This is a genomic window from Candidatus Amarolinea dominans (assembly GCF_016704685.1).
In the GTDB taxonomy this organism is placed as follows: domain Bacteria; phylum Chloroflexota; class Anaerolineae; order SSC4; family Amarolineaceae; genus Amarolinea; species Amarolinea dominans.
Genome location: NZ_JADIZS010000006.1, coordinates 14,781 through 31,560 on the forward strand (window position 1 = coordinate 14,781; position 16,780 = coordinate 31,560).

The 16,780-nt window shown below is 62.6% G+C and carries 14 protein-coding genes; 11 read left to right on the forward strand and 3 right to left on the reverse strand.

Features of this window, described 5'->3' with window-relative positions; all coding sequences use genetic code 11:
• Positions 1 to 43 precede the first annotated feature (43 nt).
• Both phnD and phnC read left to right on the forward strand, forming a co-directional pair.
• Entirely contained in the window at positions 44 to 2,974 is a 2,931-nt protein-coding gene (phnD, locus tag IPF85_RS05380) for a phosphate/phosphite/phosphonate ABC transporter substrate-binding protein (RefSeq protein ID WP_343407043.1), read from the forward strand.
• A gap of 176 nt (positions 2,975 to 3,150) precedes the next feature.
• On the forward strand, positions 3,151 to 3,915 hold the full coding sequence (gene phnC, locus IPF85_RS05385) for a phosphonate ABC transporter ATP-binding protein (protein ID WP_343407044.1): 765 nt from the start codon (positions 3,151 to 3,153) through the stop codon (positions 3,913 to 3,915).
• A 410-nt stretch (positions 3,916 to 4,325) separates the two neighbouring features.
• On the opposite strand, the gene IPF85_RS05390 is transcribed toward phnC, so the two are convergent.
• Positions 4,326 to 4,763 carry a DUF433 domain-containing protein gene (locus tag IPF85_RS05390; protein WP_343407045.1) on the reverse strand — a complete coding sequence of 146 codons (438 nt, stop codon included), beginning with the start codon at positions 4,761 to 4,763 and terminating at the stop codon, positions 4,326 to 4,328.
• A 270-nt stretch (positions 4,764 to 5,033) separates the two neighbouring features.
• On the opposite strand from IPF85_RS05390, the gene IPF85_RS05395 reads away from it, so the two are divergent.
• The 5 genes from IPF85_RS05395 (at position 5,034) to IPF85_RS05415 (ending at position 12,459) form a co-directional block, all read left to right on the forward strand.
• A complete protein-coding gene (locus IPF85_RS05395) occupies positions 5,034 to 6,818 on the forward strand; it encodes an ABC transporter permease subunit (protein ID WP_343407046.1) in 1,785 nt (594 codons plus the stop codon).
• Positions 6,819 to 7,016: 198 nt separating this feature from the next.
• Complete coding sequence (locus tag IPF85_RS05400; protein ID WP_343407047.1) at positions 7,017 to 9,683, forward strand: hypothetical protein; 2,667 nt, start codon at positions 7,017 to 7,019, stop codon at positions 9,681 to 9,683.
• Positions 9,684 to 9,860: 177 nt separating this feature from the next.
• Positions 9,861 to 10,529: a protein-L-isoaspartate(D-aspartate) O-methyltransferase gene (locus tag IPF85_RS05405; RefSeq protein WP_343407048.1), complete on the forward strand. Its 669-nt coding sequence runs from the start codon at positions 9,861 to 9,863 to the stop codon at positions 10,527 to 10,529.
• An 89-nt stretch (positions 10,530 to 10,618) separates the two neighbouring features.
• Positions 10,619 to 11,500, forward strand: a complete 882-nt coding sequence (rfbD, locus tag IPF85_RS05410) for a dTDP-4-dehydrorhamnose reductase (RefSeq protein ID WP_343407049.1) — start codon at positions 10,619 to 10,621, stop codon at positions 11,498 to 11,500.
• Positions 11,497 to 12,459, forward strand: coding sequence for a glycosyltransferase family 2 protein (locus IPF85_RS05415; RefSeq protein ID WP_343407050.1), 963 nt, complete (start codon positions 11,497 to 11,499; stop codon positions 12,457 to 12,459). Before rfbD ends, IPF85_RS05415 begins: the two co-directional genes overlap by 4 nt.
• A 17-nt stretch (positions 12,460 to 12,476) precedes the next feature.
• Here the strand turns inward: IPF85_RS05415 and IPF85_RS05420 are convergent, their stop codons facing one another.
• Positions 12,477 to 13,436 carry a hypothetical protein gene (locus IPF85_RS05420; protein WP_343407051.1) on the reverse strand — a complete coding sequence of 320 codons (960 nt, stop codon included), beginning with the start codon at positions 13,434 to 13,436 and terminating at the stop codon, positions 12,477 to 12,479.
• A gap of 147 nt (positions 13,437 to 13,583) precedes the next feature.
• On the opposite strand from IPF85_RS05420, the gene IPF85_RS05425 reads away from it, so the two are divergent.
• The 4 genes from IPF85_RS05425 to IPF85_RS05440 all read left to right on the forward strand — a co-directional run bounded on the left by IPF85_RS05425 (position 13,584) and on the right by IPF85_RS05440 (position 16,479).
• Positions 13,584 to 14,318, forward strand: coding sequence for an NUDIX domain-containing protein (locus IPF85_RS05425; RefSeq protein ID WP_343407052.1), 735 nt, complete (start codon positions 13,584 to 13,586; stop codon positions 14,316 to 14,318).
• Positions 14,319 to 14,533: 215 nt separating this feature from the next.
• Positions 14,534 to 14,752, forward strand: a complete 219-nt coding sequence (locus IPF85_RS05430; RefSeq protein WP_343407053.1) for a hypothetical protein — start codon at positions 14,534 to 14,536, stop codon at positions 14,750 to 14,752.
• Positions 14,753 to 14,926: 174 nt separating this feature from the next.
• Positions 14,927 to 15,622: a response regulator transcription factor gene (locus tag IPF85_RS05435; RefSeq protein WP_343407054.1), complete on the forward strand. Its 696-nt coding sequence runs from the start codon at positions 14,927 to 14,929 to the stop codon at positions 15,620 to 15,622.
• Positions 15,623 to 15,633: 11 nt separating this feature from the next.
• Positions 15,634 to 16,479 (forward strand): class I SAM-dependent methyltransferase, encoded by an 846-nt coding sequence (locus IPF85_RS05440; RefSeq protein WP_343407055.1) that lies wholly within the window; start codon positions 15,634 to 15,636, stop codon positions 16,477 to 16,479.
• Here IPF85_RS05440 and IPF85_RS05445 read toward each other — a convergent pair.
• The gene (locus IPF85_RS05445; protein WP_343407056.1) at positions 16,454 to 16,744 is read right to left on the reverse strand and encodes a hypothetical protein; all 291 of its coding nucleotides are present in this window, start codon (positions 16,742 to 16,744) and stop codon (positions 16,454 to 16,456) included. The genes IPF85_RS05440 and IPF85_RS05445 overlap by 26 nt on opposite strands.
• Between the last annotated feature and the right edge of the window lie 36 nt (positions 16,745 to 16,780).

Genomic DNA, 16,780 nt, shown 5'->3' on the forward strand with positions numbered 1-16,780 from the left:
GATACTTGCCAGTTGCAGAATTACTCAAAGAGGAGACAGAGAAATGCGTAAGCACGTCTTTACTGTGTTTTCGGTGTTAGTCATTGTGGCCATGCTGTTGAGTGCCTGCGGTGGTGGCGCAACGCCCACCGCAGCACCCAAAGCCACTGAAGCGCCCAAAGCCACCGCAGCGCCCAACGCCACCGAGGCGCCCAAGCCGGCGGCCGGTGGATTCAAGATCGGTCTGGTGACCGATGTCGGTCGCGTCAATGACCGCAGCTTCAACCAGTCAGCCTGGGAAGGTGCACAGCAGGTTGCCAAGGAACTGGGTGTGGCCGATGCGGATGTCAAATACGTCGAGACCCAGGACTCCAAGGACTACGCGGACAACATCCAGCAGTTCGTTGACAATGGCTACAACGTCATCATCACCGTGGGCTTTGCCCTGGGTGATGCCACCACGACGGCGGCGAAGGCCAACCCCAAGATCAACTTCGTGGGTGTGGATCAGTTCCAGGGCGCGACCCTGCCCAACCTGACCGGACTGATCTTCCATGAGGATCAGTCGGGCTACCTGGCCGGTGCGCTGGCCGCCAGCCTGACCAAGACCGGCACGATTGCGGCCGTGCTCGGCACGGACCTGATACCGCCGGTTGTGGCCTTCAAGGAAGGTTACGAGGCTGGCGCCAAGGCCATCAAACCTGACATCAAGATCCTCTCGACGTATCATCCGGGCGAGATTTCGCAGGCGTTCGTGGACCCGGAGTGGGGCGCGGCGACGGCGAAGCAGGCGATTGACCAGGGCGCGGACGTGGTCTTCGGCGCCGGCGGGCAGACGGGCAACGGCGCGCTGCAAGAAGTCGCGACGCATGCCGGGCTGTACTGCATCGGTGTGGATACGGACCAGTGGGAAACTGTCCCCGCGGCGCAACCGTGTCTCGTCTCCAGCGCCATGAAGCTGATCACCCCTGGTGTGGTGGATCTGGTCAAGATGGCGAAGGATGCCAAGTTCCCGGGCGGCAACTACTTCGGCGGTTCGGGTCTGGCTGCTTTCCATGATTTCGATGCCAAGCTGCCCAAAGACCTGAAGGACAAGCTGACCCAACTCAAGGCGGACCTGGACAGCGGCAAGGTCAAGACCGGCTATCCCAAGACAGCCAGCACCGAACCGTTCAAGATCGGTCTGGTGACTGATGTCGGTCGCGTCAATGACCGCAGCTTCAACCAGTCGGCCTGGGATGGCGCACAGCAGGTGGCCAAGGAACTGGGCGTAGCCGATGACGACGTCAAGTACGTTGAGACCCAGGACTCCAAGGACTACGCGGACAACATCCAGCAGTTCGTTGACAATGGCTACAACGTCATCATCACCGTGGGCTTTGCCCTGGGCGATGCCACGACCGCGGCGGCCAAGGCCAACCCCAAGATCAACTTCATTGGTGTGGATCAATTCCAGGAGGAGGCGCTGCCGAACCTGACCGGTTTGATGTTCCACGAGGATCAGTCGGGCTACCTGGCCGGTGCGCTGGCTGCCAGCCTGACCAAGAGCGGCACCATCGCCGGCGTCTTCGGCACCGACCTGATTCCGCCCGTCGTCGCCTTCAAGGAAGGCTACGAAGCGGGCGCCAAGGCCACCAAGCCGGACATCAAGATCATCTCCACCTACCACCCTGGCGAGATCTCGCAGGCGTTCGTGGACCCGGAGTGGGGCGCAGCGACGGCCAAGCAGGCCATTGACCAGGGCGCGGACGTCGTCTTCGCCGCTGGCGGCCAAACAGGCAACGGCGCGCTGCAAGAAGTGGCGACCCATGCCGGGCTGTACTGCATCGGTGTGGATACGGACCAGTGGGAGACGGTGCCTGCGGCGCATCCGTGTCTCGTCTCCAGCGCTATGAAGCTGATCACCCCTGGTGTGGTGGATCTGGTCAAGACGGCGAAGGATGCCAAGTTCCCGGGCGGCAACTACTTCGGCGGTTCGGGTCTGGCTGCTTTCCATGATTTCGATGCCAAGCTGCCCAAAGACCTGAAAGACAAGCTGACCCAACTCAAGGCGGACCTGGACAGCGGCAAGGTCAAGACCGGCTATCCCAAGACGGCTGCCCCCGCGACCGATATTGGCACCGAAGCCAACCCCATCAAGGTTTACTTCGTTCCGTCGGTGGACGCCAACGTCATCGTGACCGGCGGTGACATCATGGCCGCTGCGTTGGAAAAGGCGACTGGCCTGAAGTTCAAGGTCTTCGTGCCCACCTCCTACGCCGCCACCATCGAAGAGATGTGCGCCTCGCCCACGGACAGCATCGGCTTCATCCCTGGCCTGGGCTATGTGCTGGCCAACCAGCGCTGTGGCGTGGATGTCTCCATGAAGGCCGTGCGCCGCGGTCTGGACTGGTACGCCGCGCAGTACATCGTGCGGCGCGACAGCACCATCAAGACCCTGAAAGACCTGAATGGCAAGAAGTGGGCTTATCCCGATGCCGGTTCCACCTCGGGCTATCTCTACCCGCTGTACCAGATGCAGACCGAAGGCGTCACGCCCGGTGAAAAACTGGCCGCCGGCGGGCATCCGCAGGCCGTTCAGGCCGTCTATGACGGCAAGGCCGACTTCGCCACCACCTTCTTCAGCCCGCCGGCCAAGCCCGGAAGGCGAGACCGCCTGGAAGTGGGGCGATGCGGCGGACATTCCGGACGACAAGATCAAGGACTGCCAGATCAGCGAAGACAAGAAATCCCTGATTTGCGGCGGTTGGACTGTGCTCGATGCCCGCACCAACGTGCGCGAGCAGGCGCCCGACGTAGTCGAGAAGATCAAGATTCTGGCGCTGACCGTGCAAATCCCGAACGACACGCTGAGCTTTGGCCCGGACTTCCCGGCCGAGCTGCGCGCGCAGATCGAAGCCGCGATCGTGGCATTTGCCAAGACCGACGAGTGGAAGACCTCCATTGGCGACAGCAAGTTCTACGGCTGGTCCAGTGTGACGGCCGCCACCGATAAGGAATACGACCCGATTCGTGGCGCGGTCGTAGCCAGCGGCCTGAAACTGGAAGACCTGGGCAAGAAGTAAGCTGCACAGGCGTTCTGCCAAATGAACGGAATTGGGCAGAGGGAGTTCTCCTTCTGCCCAATTTTGTAGGCCGTCATCAACAAGTGGTACCGAGGGGAGTTTCACCGTGCTTGAAGTGCGCAACCTTACGAAGGTGTATGACGGCAAAGTCCGCGCCCTGGACAATGTCAGCTTCACTGTCCCGGACGGCCAGTTCCTGGTGGTCATCGGCCTGAGCGGATCGGGCAAATCTACCCTCCTGCGCTGCATCAACCGCCTGGTGGAGCCGACCAGCGGGCAGATTCTGTGGAATGGCGTTGATGTCACCGCGGCGCCGGCGGAAGAGCTGCGCCGCATTCGCCGTCGCATCGGTATGGTCTTCCAACATTTCAACCTGGTCAATCGGTCCAGCGTTTTGACCAATGTGCTGGCCGGGCGCCTGGGCTACATCAACCCCGCCTTCAGCCTGATCAACCGTTTTCCCAAAGAGGATATAGACAAGGCGCTGCAGAAGCTGGAGCGGGTGGGGATTCGTGACAAGGCGCAGGTGCGCGCGGACGAGTTGAGCGGCGGTCAACAGCAGCGCGTCGGCATTGCGCGTGCGCTGATGCAAGACCCTGACCTGATTCTGGCCGATGAGCCGGTCGCCAGCCTGGACCCCGTGCTGGCGCACAGCATCATGACCCATCTGGAGCAGATCAACAAGCAGGATGGCATCATGGTCATCTGCAGCCTGCACTTCCTGGACCTGGTGCAACGCTACGCCGATCACGTGATTGCCCTCAACCAGGGCGCGTTGGTCTTCGAAGGTAAAGCGAAGGATATTGACGATCAGCGCTTCAAGGAGATTTACGGTCAGGAAGCAGAGCGCGTCGGCGACGCCAAGCACTGATGCCTGGATGCATCATCTGAGTTCTGACAAATAACGCACCGTGTTGACCATCTCGCTGGCCGAAAAAGGGCCTGCACTAATCGAGCAAGCGGTTTTGGCCAAAAATCCCTCATCTGGTGGGCAGAAGGGGATAGTGGGCGTTGGAGTACATAGAATACCGGCGTGCTGACCCGATTGGCAGCCCCCCCACCTCGTCCCTAGGGACGGCCAGCAAAGCGCAATCCGTCGCATACCCCGAACGGGGAGGATTACGCCCTACGGGCGGATGCGCCGTGCGATGATAGATGGCTAAGGTCAGGTGTCCCTACGGTCTGGCCGGCCACCAGGCGCTTCTGGCGGCGCTGGATGGCCATTTGGAACTGCTGGCGGCGTTGGCGCAGCAACAAGCAAGGATGCTCCGGACAGCGTCTTCATCTGGCCGGAGGCGATGACCAGAGATTCTGGAGCGCTGTTCCAAACCTGGTTGTCGGGTAAGCCAAACGCCCCTCATCATCAAACTCTGCACCGGTGTCTGCCAGGACCTGCGCGATTCGATTCTGACGAATCTCAGCTTCGATCTCTTGGCGGTGATCGAAGTAGTAGCTAATCGCGTCGTAGAGCGCAGCCGGATTGAGATAAGGATAGGCCTGTCCGATGTCGTCGAGGCTGTCGCCGGCCCGCCACATCGCGACGATCAACCAGATCGGGATGTCGCTGCCGCGTATGACGGGACTTCCGCCGCGTTGACCTCCGCGTCGCACCACGTAGGGATGATCCGTAGGTTGAATTTGAGCGCGAAGCAACGTTTCGGCGAATTCATTCAGATCACGCTGGGCCGCGCATGCACGTTGCGACAAATGGTCGTACATTTGTTTTGATATCGTTAGAGCTGTAACCGGCGCCATAAACCACCTCGCAGGCTTATCGGATAGTAGAATCCGACTGCTGGAATCAGGTAATCAGTTCGTTGGTCATTATAGGATGGCGTTCAAGCCATGTCAAGCCTGCGTCAACTCGTAGGGTCATTTCTGGCAAAGTTGCTGCCAGGCTCTTATCAGACACCGAGCGCGTTCGATTGAGCAGATCAAGGAGCGTTGGAGACCGTGAAACCTACACAGAAATCTTTTAGACGTAGCCTCTTGACCGTTGTCATCATCGTGGCTGCCATTGTAATTTATGCCTACGGTTTTCAGGTCACCCAGGTCAACCTGGAAGAGACGGCCAAGCCCCAGCGTCAGCAGCAGTTGGTGCGCATCATTCGCGCCCTGGCGCAACCAGATCTGCTGACCTACCAGCAGGAAGTCACCAAGGCACAGGCGCCTGTTCTGATCCCCTGCCCTGCGACGCTGCCGACCGTACCGGCCGCGGGCGACGGGCCGAGTCTCACGCTCTCCAAACCGTGCGCAAACGGAGGTGAGCAGATCACCATCGTCGGGAGCGGCTTTCCAGCCAATGCCGATGTCGCGGTACGCTTCCGGCCTGAGAGTCTGGCCACCCTGCCGGGTATTTCGATCAGGACCGACGCCAAAGGCGCGTTCAGCACGACCTTTACCCTGCCACGCAATCGCGAGGCCGCGGTGGCCCAAAATATGGAGGCCGAATACAAACGCAACATCGGCCGCCCAGCCTTCTCAGATACGTCGCGTGAGACCTGGAACAAGATCATCGAGACGATCTTCATGGCGCTGCTGGCTACGACTCTCGGCACGGTGCTGGCGTTTCCCATCGGTTTCCTGGCTGCCAACAACCTGATGCGCTCGATCACCTCGCCCTTCACCGCCATCATGCTCTCGTTGTTGACTCTACCCATTGGCCTGCTCGCCGGTTCGCTCCTGGGTGGACAGTTTGGCCGTTGGGGCATCAGCCTGGGAGGCGGCAACGTCCTGCTTGGCGTAGGCGCCCTGGCCGCACTCGGCGCCGTGATGCTCATCGCCCTGCGCGTGGGTGTTGGCGGCGAGGAAGACTCGCTCCCCACCAGGCCGCAGCGCGTAGGCCGCGTGGCCGGCCTGATGATCGCCGGGCTGACCCTGTTCATCAACCTGGGCTTGATCTCCATCTTGAGCCAGAGCCTGGGGGCCTATCTCTCCACGCGTGTCGGCAGCCTGGGCTTCCTGGGCTTGTTCCTGGCCAACGTGGCGCACGTCTTAGAACTTCTGTTGCCCTTGATCGGCGCGGCGGCCGGCATGGCGCTGGTTAGCGCGCTGACCAGACCGCTGGGCGCCAAAGTCCTGCCATCCCTGGCCTATGCCCCGCGGCGCGCGATTGCGGTCGCCCTGGCCGCATTGAACGGCGCGCTCTACGCCAGCCTCATCGGCGCCGCCCTCGGTTGGCTCTACCGACTGGAAAATCCGACGAACTATCTTGTGCTGCCCGCAGTGGCCGGCGCCGTGGTGGGACTGATCATCGGCCTGCGCGCAGACGTGGAGACGCCCACCCCGATCGGCCAAGTGGTCTACTTCATCACGCGTACGGTGCTCAACGCCCTGCGCGCCATCGAGCCGCTCATCATGGTCATCGTCTTCGCCGTCTGGGTCGGCATCGGGCCGTTTGCCGGGGTGTTGGCGTTGTGCCTGCACACCATCGCCTCCCTGGGCAAACTCTACTCCGAGCAGGTTGAAAGTATCCAGTCCGGGCCGTTGGAAGCCATCACCGCCACCGGCGCCACGCGCCTGCAAACGATCGTCTATGCCGTCATCCCGCAAGTCGTTCCGCCCTTCATTTCGTTCACCCTCTACCGTTGGGACATCAACGTGCGTATGAGCACCATCATCGGCTTTGCTGGCGGCGGCGGCATCGGTTTTCTCTTGCAGCAGAATATCAACCTCCTGCAATACCGCCAGGCCAGCGTGCAGATGCTCGCCATCGCGCTGGTGGTCGCGTCGCTCGACTACCTGAGCGCGGCCATTCGCGAACATTACGTCTGAATCTGTACGGGTATACTGCAAGCGGGCACGAATTGCGCCTGTTTCCTTAGGCGAAAAAGTGAAGTCTATTCCCGCTTGCAGTATAGTACCATTCTACTATCCCGCTTTGCACTGCTCCAGGCGCGCCGTTGACTCCCATGCGGCGTCTTGAGTAACGTCAGATTTGCCTTGTGAACCGACGTTACCTGAGGAGCAGCTATGTCCAATTTCTATCACCGCGCAGCCCGAATGCTCTTTCCCCTCGTCTTGACCCTTGCCTTATTGCCGTGGCGGCCAGCCCTGGCCCAAGCCGCGCCGCCCGGCGCTGGCGTGCCCAACGTCTACGCCCAGATCCTGACCCCGGCGACGGGCGCCACCCTCAGCGGCCAGATCACCATCATGGGCATCGCGGCCGCGCTGGAATTCGACCATTATGAAATCTACCTCACGCCGGCCAACAGCCTGCACGGCACCCTGATCGCGCAAGGTCAGGACTCGGTGCGGCGCATGGGCGCGCTCGCCACCTGGAACAGCGCCGATGTGCCCAATGGCGAGTACGACCTGCACCTGTTGGTGCTCAAGGCCAATCGCACCTATGCCGACAGCGCCGTGCGCGGGTTGACGGTGAGCAACCTGACCGCGGCCGCAGCCCCGCGGCCGCAGCCGCTGCCCCGCCCGCCGTCCGCGGCTGCCGGGGCACAGGCCGGGCTGACCGCGCCACACACGGGCGACCGGCTGCAGGGCCAGATTGCCATCAAGGGCACGGCGATGCACCCAGCCTTTGCCCGCTATGAACTGTACGCCGCGCCCAGCGGCAGCAACCGCTGGCAGTTCTTGAGCCAGAACAGCTATGAGGTCAGCAGCGGGGTTTTGTGGGTATGGGACACCTCCACGGTACACGACGCGACCTATGACCTGCGCCTGCGCGTGGTAAAACAGGATAGCAATTATGACGATTACCTGGTCAGCGGCGTGCAAGTCGCCAATCAGGCGGCCGCACGGCGTGCTGTTCCCGCAGCGGCCGACCTGGTAACGGCTACCCCAGTGCTGCCCGCGCCGACGCCGGACATTTCCGGTTTCATGGCGCCTGCCAGTGGCGCGGCCATTACCGGCAACGTGGCCGTGCGTGGCGCCGCATCTGCGGCAAACTTCCTGCGCTACGATCTGCACATGGCGCCCGCCGGCGCCACGCTCTGGACCTGGTTGCACAGCGGCGAAGCGCAGGTCAGCGATGGCATCCTGGCCGATTGGGACACCTCCGCCCTGCCCGACGGACGCTATGATCTGCGCCTGCGGGTGGTGCGGCAGGATGGAAACTATCACGAGTATTACCTGCGCAACCTGGCGCTGGAGAACCGGGGCGCCGACGTGCAGCCCGCTCCATCGGCTGACGACCGTGCCACCACCAGGCTCCTTTCCGGTTTCATTACGCCCGTGGACGGCGCGGCCGTCCACGGGCTGGTCAGCCTGCATGGCTCGGCCACAGATGCGCATTTCAACCGCTATGAAGTCTACGCCGCGCCCAGCGGCAGCGAACGCTGGAGCTACGTAGGCGGTCAGTCGCAAGCGCTGATCGAGGAGGAGTTGTGGCGCTGGGATACGACAGGCTGGCCCGACGGTCAGTATGACCTGCGGCTGCGCGTGGTGCGCGCGGACAGCAACTACAACGAATACTTTGTGCATAATCTGGCGGTGCGCAATGGCCCACGCCCAGGCGCCACGGCCACCCCAACGGCCACGCCCCGCGCGGTGAGCGCGGTTGGGCCGTTGCCCACGCCCAGCCTGGCCCGCTCAGGCATCAGCGCGCCGCAGGCTGGAGCCACGGTGAGCGGGCCAATCACCATCAAGGGCACCGCCACCGATCCGGCTTTTCTGCGCTATGAGCTGTACGTGCGCCCTGCCGGCGACGCGCATCCCTGGTGGTTCTTGAGCGCCACATACGACCAGGTGCATGAAGCGGCGCTGGGGGTGTGGGACACAGCCCTGTTAGCCGACGGCCGTTATGATTTGCGTCTGCGGGTGGTACGCCGCGATAGCAATTACAGCGAGTATTTTGCGGACAACCTGCTCGTGCGCAATGGACAGACCACAGCGGCGCCGACGGTCACACCGACCGCGCCGCCGCTGCCACGCGCCACGGCTACGCCCATCCCTGCGCTGGCGCCCGCGCCAGGCGCCAGCATCAGCAGCCCGGCGCCCTTGAGCACGGTCAACGGCGTGGTGTCCATCCGTGGCCTGGCCGCGCACCCGCAGTTCCAGCGTTATGAAGTGTACATTACGCCGGTGGGACGCGATGAGTGGGTCTTCTTGAGCATGGGCGGCAGTCCGGCGCCGGCCAACGGTGAGCTGCTGCGTTGGGATAGCGCATCTGTGCCCAACGGGCGTTACGACCTGCGCCTGCGCGTGGTGCATCAAGATGGGAACTACGACGAAGCCGTCGTCAGCAACGTGACGGTGGCTAACGCCGCGTCGCGTGCCACCAACACGCCAGTGGCGCCGGTCACCAACACGCCAGCGGCGCCGGCCACCAACACGCCAGCGCCAACGGTTGCCGCGCCGCAACCCACCGGCTCCAGCCCACGCATCAATCAACCCCAGACGCAAGCGCGCCTGAGCGGCGTCGTGACCATCAGCGGCGCGGCCCATCATGCGCAGTTTGTGCGCTACGAGTTGTGGGTGGCAAAGACCACCTTCCCCGGTGCACAAGACTGGCAGTTGATGCTGACTGGCAGTCAACCGGTCAACAGCGGCGTCCTCGGCGCCTGGAACACGGGCGCGTTTGCCGACGGGCTGTATGATCTGCGCCTGCGTGTGGTGAAGGAAGATGGCAATTATGACGAAGTCATCGTCAAGCGCCTGACGATCCAGAATCGTCCTGCTTCGTAACGCCCGCGCCGGCGTCTTTGCCTTGCCCCGTCATCGGTGCTACAATCCCGCCATCTTGGATCGAGACCATAGTAGGGGCATGGCCTTGCGCCTGCCCGTGTGGGCGACCGCAAGGGTGCGCCCCTACTGTGGCCACGGCGGTTTACGGACCCAGCACAAGGCACAGAGCGGGACAGGATGAATGAACGGCCGGACAGCGCCGAAAGATCAAAGGCAGGCCGCGAGCGGCATTATCGCCCGGAATGGCCGCCACCCTGGCCGGAAATCACCGACGAAACAGTGCGCCAGGTGATCGGTCGCGTTCCGCGCGAACAGTTCGTGGCCGAACCGTATGGCGCCTGGGCGCATGACGACCGCCCCTTACCCATCGGTCATGGCCAGACCATCTCCCAACCATTCATCGTGGCACTGATGACCCAGGCCCTGCGCCTGCGCGCCGACGAACGCGTGCTGGAGGTGGGCACCGGTTCCGGCTATCAAACGGCCATCCTGGCCGCCCTCTGCGCTCATGTGGACAGCGTAGAAATCGTGCCGGAACTGGCCGCCGGCGCCGCGGCCCGTCTGCTGAAACTGGACTGCCACAATGTGGACATCCATGTGAGCGACGGCTACCTGGGCTGGCCGGCCGGCGCCCCCTATGACGCCATCATCGTCACGGCCGCGCCGGAGCAGGTACCGCCGGCGCTGGAGGAGCAATTGGCGGTTGGGGGGCGGCTGGTGATCCCGGTAGGCGCCGCCCTGGACGATCAGACCCTGTGGTTGATCGTAAAAAACAACCAGTCCATCAAGCGCACCCCGTTGACGCTGGTGCGCTTTGTGCCCCTGGTTGCCAACCGTCCCGAATAGGCTCACCGATCAAGGCTGTGGCCAGGCCCGTCGCCTGAACCGGCGGGAATCGGTGCGTTGAAAACAGACGTTGAGTATGGAAGACCATCATGAAACTCACATCGCTGCTCGTCCCTGAAAACCCCGTTCCCCACCCCCGTCGTGTGTTGATCACCGGCTGCCTGGGCCAACTGGGCCGTACCCTACAGGCAACCCTCACCGATCATGTACGGCTTGGAATTGACCTGCCGGACTGTGATATCACCGATCCGGCCGTAGTACCGTTCATCGAAGCGCACGCGCCAGACATCATCATTCACACCGCTGCCTACACCAATGTGGACGGCGCGGAAAGCAACCCCGACCTGGTCTTCCGTATCAACATGTGGGGGACGCACAACCTGGCCCTGGCATGCCAACGCACCGGCGCTCCTCTGCTCTACATCAGCACCAACGAGGTCTTCGACGGCACACGCACCACCAGCGCATATTACGAATGGGAGACGATCAACCCGCTCAGCGTGTATGCACGTTCCAAAGCCGCCGGCGAGGCGGTGGTCAGAACCCTCCTGCAACGCTTCTACATCGTGCGCATCGCCTGGCTGTTTGCGCCAGGGGGCAACAACTTCCCACGCAAGATCATCGAAAACGCAGACAAGCATGGCCGCCTGCGCGTGGTCAGCGACGAATTCGGCAATCCCACCTACGCGCCTGACCTGGCTGCCGCGATCAGCCAGTTGATCACAACCGAGCATTTCGGCATCTATCACCTGGTCAACGGCGGCTCTTGTTCGCGCTACGAATTTGCCAGCGAAGTGCTGCGCCAGGCCGGCCGCGGCCATGTGCCGGTGACCCCCGTCGCGCACAGCGAGTGGGAGCGGCCAAGCACGCCGCCACTGCACGCCCTGCTGGCCAACACCAACGCGGCGGCCCTGGGCATCACCTTGCGTCCCTGGCAAGAGGCACTGGCCGCTTTCTTCCAAACATCATGAGTGAAACACTGAACTTTCCGCTGGCTTCGATCATCATCCCCACCTACAACGGCCTGCGCTTCTTACCCACCTGCCTGGAGGCGTTGCACGGACAAACCTACACCCGCCATGAAATCATCGTGGTGGACGACGCGTCCAGCGATGAAACGGCGAGCTATTTGCAGGCCACCGAGCCGGCGGTGCGCGTGGTGCAGATGGTGAACAATCGCGGGCTGGCCGCCGCGTGCAATGCCGGCGCGGCCGCAGCCCAGGGTGACATCCTCGTCATGCTCAACAACGACACCGAGGTCGAACGCCCGTGGCTGGCCGAGCTGATTCTGCCCTTTGCCCATCCTGAGGTGGGCAGTGTGGCCAGCAAGATGCTGCTCTTCGACCGGCGCACGGTGTTACACAATGCCGGCGACATGATGGGCACAGATGGCATCCCGCGCAACCGCGGTGTGTGGGAAGAGGACCGCGGGCAGTACGATCAGGACATGGCGGTATTTGGCGGCTGCGGCGGCGGCGTGGCTTATCGTCGCGCCATGTGGGAACAGGTGCATGGCTTCGACGAAGACCTGTTCATGTACCTGGAAGATGTTGATCTGGCCTGGCAGGCGCGCCTGGCTGGCTGGACCGCCGTCTTCGCGCCGCGCGCACGTGTTTATCATCACCTGAGCGCCACCGGCGGCGGCGTCCTCGCCAGCTACTACACCGGGCGCAATACCATCTGGGTGTTGTACAAGAACATGCCGGCCAGCCTGCTGCGTCGCTATTGGCCGGCCATCATCATGGCCCAACTGCGCATCGCGGGCGCCGCGGCCTGGGCGGGATTACGCGGCGGCGCCGCCGCCCGCGCCCGTCTGCGCGGTCAACTGGACGGCCTGCGCACCCTGCCCCGGCTGCGTGCCAAACGGGCGGTCGTGCAAGCCGCCCGCCGCGCCACCGATGAGGAGATTGACAGCCTGTTGCTGAGATAGGGTTTTTCCGATTTTTCCTATCCCGCGTCCCACCAATCTTCACTCACAACCGAGGTGGGGATGCGGATGGGTTGACGGGCCTCACGAGCTTCGGGCGTGGTGGCCGGATGCACCCAACCCAGGTGACGCAGGCCGACTTCGACAGCCTGGGTGACCGTGGCGAAGTGGTCCAGCCGCTTGAGCAGCGCGAGGGGCGCCCCGGGTTGCAGAGTCGCAGCGGCCGGTACGCGTGCCAGCACCACCTTGCAATTGGCCACGTTGCGCGCCGCCTGGGTGAGGCGCTCGATTTCGGTCGGCGTTACAGGCGTGGAGGTCGCCAGGTCCAGCACCAGCCAGCGTACACCGCTGTTATCGGCCTGACGCCGCAATAGTTTCGCGAGGACTTCGGTCGGCGTCTCGAAGATCGCGTCATTGACCGTCACCACCGTCAGTCCGTTGGCGATGGATGCAGCCGCATCGAAGGGGGTGCGCTGACGTCGTTCTTCCAACACAAACTGGCGTAGAGCCAGCGCCTGCAACCAGATAGCGCCCACAGTCAGGGCGGCCCAGGTCAACAGAACGGGCGCGCCTTCTCCCAGCAACTGCCAGGCCAGCGCCATCGCGGCCACGGTGGCGAGGGTGGCCAGACCGGCGGCTGCCAGGACGGCCACGCCCGAACCGAGAGCCACGGCCGCCACAGCCGGGAGCGGCACATTGAACGCCAGCAGCAGCGGCGCCAGGGCAGGGCGATCATAGAGAGCAGCCAGCACGAGCAGAGCGGTCAACAGCAGCGTGGTCAAAACGGCTGCGACCGGTTGTCTCTGACTAAGCCGTGGATAAAGCAACCAGAGGATGGCGACATCGGCGCTGAGCACGAGCAACGGTAGCCATCCCCACCCCTGCCAAAGTAGCAGCGCGGCGACGAGCAGATCGAAAATTAGCTTGGCCGATCGCAACAGGCCGATACGGCGAATCATCTCTTGACGCGAAAAGAGCATAGCAACTCCCTGACCGAGCCTGGTAACAACGTACCCTGGATTATAACCGACAAACGACGACTGGGCAACGCGCCCCACCGGGCGCAAGCGCAGATGATTCAGCCAACTGGCCATGATAAAAACCTCGAAGCCTGAAAGTGTAATCGTATGAACAAAGATGCCACTGCAACCGCTCCGGACGCTTCTCCGGGAAGCTACAATATCCGCCAGTACCGGCAGGTCTCCGTCACGGTGGACGTCATCCTGTTTCGTTTTGTTGACAACGATCTCAAAGTGCTCCTCATCAAGCGCAAGAACTGGCCTTTCGAGGATCACTGGGCCATTCCCGGCGGCTTCGTTGGCTACGATGAACCGCTGGAAGAGGCCGCCCTGCGCGAACTAGCCGAAGAGACCAACGTCCGTGACGTGTACCTGGAGCAACTGTACACCTTCGGCGATCCCTTGCGTGACCCGCGCACGCGCGTGATCACCGTGGCCTATTTTGCCCTTCTCAGCGCCGAACAGGCCGCCCACATTCAGTTGCGCAGCGCCACCGACGCGTCCGCTGCCGCCTGGTGGTCCATCTACAACCAACCCCCGCTGGCGTTCGATCATGCCAAGATCCTTGAATATGCCTTGCGTCGCCTGCGCTGGAAGCTCGAGTACACCGCGCTCGGCTTCATGCTGCTGCCCAAAGCCTTCACGCTCAGTGAATTGCAGGCCGCCTACGAGATCATCCTGGGCGAGGGCCTGGACAAACGCAATTTCCGCCGCAAGATCCTGGCCGCCGACGTGCTTGAAGAAACAGGTGGCACCAACGAAGGGCCTGGCCGGCCCGCGCGCCTCTATCGCTTCAGCGCACAGGCCATCGAGATGGAGCAGGCCCGCCGCCGTTTCCCGTGATGACCGCTGCCGTGGCGCGTTTGACAATTCCACACGTCTGAGATACAATTAGTGTCATAGATACACAAATCAATCTGACCCAGCTTTTGCTGGTTTTTTTCTCATGAGTCTTCGTGTTAATTTGACACAAAAGGAACGGTTTAGGGTATGACCCATCACCCATGTAACGCATCGGTCAATCGGCCGGTTACGGCGCACGCGCAGGAGGTACTCATATGCCAACGACCCTGATCTTGACCATTCTCGTGGCCCTGTTGCTCATCCAGGTGGCTCGCCAGCAGTTGCATCTGTGGGCCGATCGGCAGGTCATCGCCGCGCTGCAAAGGCACAAACTGGAGGCTGACCTCAAGTCCAGGAAAGCCGCGCTGCCGTTGGCCGATGCGGCCGCCTGGAGCCTCTTGATCGCCGCCCTACTCTGGGCGCTGCGCGGCTGACAGGGCAAGCTCATGACGGCAGATTGACCGCGCCGGCGGCCAATCCGCCGCCCGGCTCCGATGTGCGTGGTATTTGGAGTTGCGGCCTGCTTGGTAGAACGGCCATTTTCGATTATAATGCTGCCAGTCTTTGGCCCGCTGTTGGGCCATGCAGCCTGATGCACGGAGGATTTCATGCGCATCCTGGTCGTTGATGATGATGCACCCAGTGTCAAGATGATCTCGTTCCTACTGCGCGAAGAGGGATACACCGTGCTCACCGCGTCCAATGGCCCCGCGGCACTGGACATTGTCGAGCGCGAGGCGCCTGACCTGGTCATCCTCGATGTCATGATGCCGCACATGGACGGCCTGGAAGTTTGCCGGCGCATCCGGCGCACGATGCAAGTGCCTATCCTGATCCTGTCCGCCAAGGGCGAAACGGCCGATCGCGTGGTTGGCCTTGACGTGGGCGCGGATGATTACCTGTCCAAGCCCTTCGACCCGACCGAGCTTCTGGCTCGCGTGCGCGCCGTACTGCGCCGAGCCGAGGCTTTTGGCTTTGGTGACAGTGACGCCGGTTTTCTCACCGTGGGCAATTTCCGGCTCGATCCGGTGGGCAACAAGGTGTTCATGCCCAGTGGCAAGGTCGCCGAACTGACCCCCATCGAGTTCCGCCTGCTGCACTACCTGGTGCGCAACGCCGGCCGCATTCTCAGTCACGACCAGGTGTTGGACAATGTCTGGGGTTATGGCTACGACGGCTACGCCAATCAGATTGCGGTTTACATGCGCCGCTTGCGCAGCAAAATCGAAGTGGATCCCAACAATCCAACCTGTCTGCTCACCGTGCGCGGGCTTGGCTACAAATTTGACGCAGAGACCGCCTGAGAGGTGATCCGATGCAGAACGCACTGACCGTGACGCAACCGATCTCCCGTCGCGCCCAATTGAGAACCCTGTGGAAAGTGCTCAGGCTGTTGGCACAAGATCCGCGGCGTTTGGGCAATTTGATTGACCATCGCGCCGAAGAACGCGCCTACGTCACGCAGACTTACGGCCTGGGTGACGGCCTGCCGACGGTGGACCTGCTCGATCTGCTGCCCGGTTTCGAGGAGACCGTGGAACCGGTCAGTTTCCTGGAAGGCACCTCCCTCCTGACCGACCTGGCCCTGCTCAAGGCGTTGGCGCGGCGCTTCCCCCAATGTCGTTACCTGGAGATCGGCGCCTGGCGCGGCGAGAGCGTGGCCAATGTGGCGTCGGTAGCCGCCGCCTGTGTCTCGATCAGCCTGTCGGCGGACGAAATGCGGCAGAGCGGCTATCACCAGGAGTTGATTGCAGCCCACGGCTTCTACTCCAAAAGCCTGCCCAACATCACCCACATCGGGCACGACTCGCGCACGTTCGATTACGCCAGCCTGCCGGAGAAATTCGACCTGATCTTTGTGGATGGCGACCACACCCATGATAGTGTGCGCATTGACACCCAAAACGCCTTCAGGATGCTGCGCGGCCCTGACGCCATGATTGTCTGGCATGACTACGGCCATACCCGTTACAGCATCCAATGGCACATCCTGGCCGGCATTCTGGATGGCTGCCCGCCCGCGCAGCGTCCCCATCTCTATCATGTCTCCAACACCCTGTGCGCCATCTATTCCCCGCAGCCGCTGCCGGCCGCCATCGTGCAGACCCCGCAGATTCCCACCAAAACCTTTCGCGTCAGCCTTTCTGCCATCCGCACCTGACGTCAGCACCGTGCTGCCCAGATGATCGGGTCAGCCAGCGCACCACCCCGTTGACCCGCAGCGCAATGCGCTGACCGCCGGCCTGGTAGTACTTCGTGATGGTCGTGCTGCTGCCGGTGGTCGTCTGCTCGTACAGGCTGCCGACGTAGACGGTGGTGCTGCTCCCAATCACCGCCTTGACGCGGGCGCCGTCGGCGTCATAGGTGTAGCTGGCCAGCACCGTGCTTCCCTGCTTCACCTGCTGCACGCCGGTTCTCCGCATCATAGACCAGCGTGTAGGTCACGCCGCCCACCGTGCGCC

What these genes read in the sequence shown, in the direction of transcription:
- phnD (WP_343407043.1), top strand. Translation starts at nt 44, where the DNA reads ATGCGTAAGCACGTCTTTACTGTGTTTTCGGTGTTAGTCATTGTGGCC.
- IPF85_RS05390 (WP_343407045.1), bottom strand. Translation starts at nt 4,763, where the DNA reads ATGTACGACCATTTGTCGCAACGTGCATGCGCGGCCCAGCGTGATCTG.
- IPF85_RS05400 (WP_343407047.1), top strand. Translation starts at nt 7,017, where the DNA reads ATGTCCAATTTCTATCACCGCGCAGCCCGAATGCTCTTTCCCCTCGTC.
- IPF85_RS05405 (WP_343407048.1), top strand. Translation starts at nt 9,861, where the DNA reads ATGAATGAACGGCCGGACAGCGCCGAAAGATCAAAGGCAGGCCGCGAG.
- rfbD (WP_343407049.1), top strand. Translation starts at nt 10,619, where the DNA reads ATGAAACTCACATCGCTGCTCGTCCCTGAAAACCCCGTTCCCCACCCC.
- IPF85_RS05415 (WP_343407050.1), top strand. Translation starts at nt 11,497, where the DNA reads ATGAGTGAAACACTGAACTTTCCGCTGGCTTCGATCATCATCCCCACC.
- IPF85_RS05420 (WP_343407051.1), bottom strand. Translation starts at nt 13,436, where the DNA reads ATGCTCTTTTCGCGTCAAGAGATGATTCGCCGTATCGGCCTGTTGCGA.
- IPF85_RS05425 (WP_343407052.1), top strand. Translation starts at nt 13,584, where the DNA reads ATGAACAAAGATGCCACTGCAACCGCTCCGGACGCTTCTCCGGGAAGC.
- IPF85_RS05430 (WP_343407053.1), top strand. Translation starts at nt 14,534, where the DNA reads ATGCCAACGACCCTGATCTTGACCATTCTCGTGGCCCTGTTGCTCATC.
- IPF85_RS05435 (WP_343407054.1), top strand. Translation starts at nt 14,927, where the DNA reads ATGCGCATCCTGGTCGTTGATGATGATGCACCCAGTGTCAAGATGATC.
- IPF85_RS05440 (WP_343407055.1), top strand. Translation starts at nt 15,634, where the DNA reads ATGCAGAACGCACTGACCGTGACGCAACCGATCTCCCGTCGCGCCCAA.
- IPF85_RS05445 (WP_343407056.1), bottom strand. Translation starts at nt 16,744, where the DNA reads ATGATGCGGAGAACCGGCGTGCAGCAGGTGAAGCAGGGAAGCACGGTG.